This is a genomic window from Anoxybacillus sp. LAT27, assembly GCF_022030075.1.
Classification (GTDB): domain Bacteria; phylum Bacillota; class Bacilli; order Bacillales; family Anoxybacillaceae; genus Anoxybacillus; species Anoxybacillus kestanbolensis.
Window position 1 is genome coordinate 1 of record NZ_JAIWYK010000045.1, and the last position, 677, is coordinate 677.

Annotated in this window: 2 protein-coding genes; one reads left to right on the forward strand and one right to left on the reverse strand. The window is 41.7% G+C overall.

The genetic code is table 11. The features are described from left to right. The first annotated feature begins 154 nt into the window (after window positions 1-154). Complete coding sequence (copZ, locus tag LD028_RS02345; protein WP_237810815.1) at window positions 155-358, forward strand: copper chaperone CopZ; 204 nt, start codon at window positions 155-157, stop codon at window positions 356-358. Between the two features lie 40 nt (window positions 359-398). On the opposite strand, the gene LD028_RS02350 is transcribed toward copZ, so the two are convergent. Further along, on the reverse strand, window positions 399-677 hold a 279-nt coding region (locus LD028_RS02350), incomplete at its 5' end, for a multicopper oxidase domain-containing protein (RefSeq protein WP_237810816.1).

Here is a 677-nt window from a genome sequence, read left to right on the forward strand (position 1 = left end):
AAATAACCAGTGGTCGCGAAGCGTACCTATGGATTGTTAGATATCAACAAAAATGAAAAAGTATGTGATTCATTTTGTCGAAAAAATTTTTTTGGCACCCCTATGATGCCAAGAAACCTTGATATATCAACATTTCTAGAGGGAGGAATGGATGATGACGATTACATTACAAGTACAAGGAATGACATGCGGACATTGCAAAGCGGCGGTGACAAATGCACTTCAAACGTTAGATGGCGTCAGCCGTGTAGAAGTGCATTTGCAAGAAGGTACGGTCGATGTCGAGTATGATGAAACAAAGGTCAGCGTAGAAAAACTGAAAGAAGCGATTGAAGAGCAAGGATATGATGTGAAGTAAGGGAGAAAGGGTGCCCACACAATGTTGGACACCCTCTTTCTTATTCCCCTTTATTCGTTGTGTTATTCGGATCTGGGGTATAGTCCGATTTGTAATCGGTATATTTTACTTCTGTGACCATTCCGGCTGAAGCGTGATGCAAGTCATGGCAATGGAACATCCAATTTCCCGGATTATCTGCTTGAAATGCAACGACATATTCTTCACCAGGGTTTACATTTAACGAATCCTTAATCAATGGAGCGCCTGTGACTGGCTTCCCGTTTTTGCTTAATACTTGGAAGAAATGTCCGTGTAAATGCATCGGATGGACATCCAT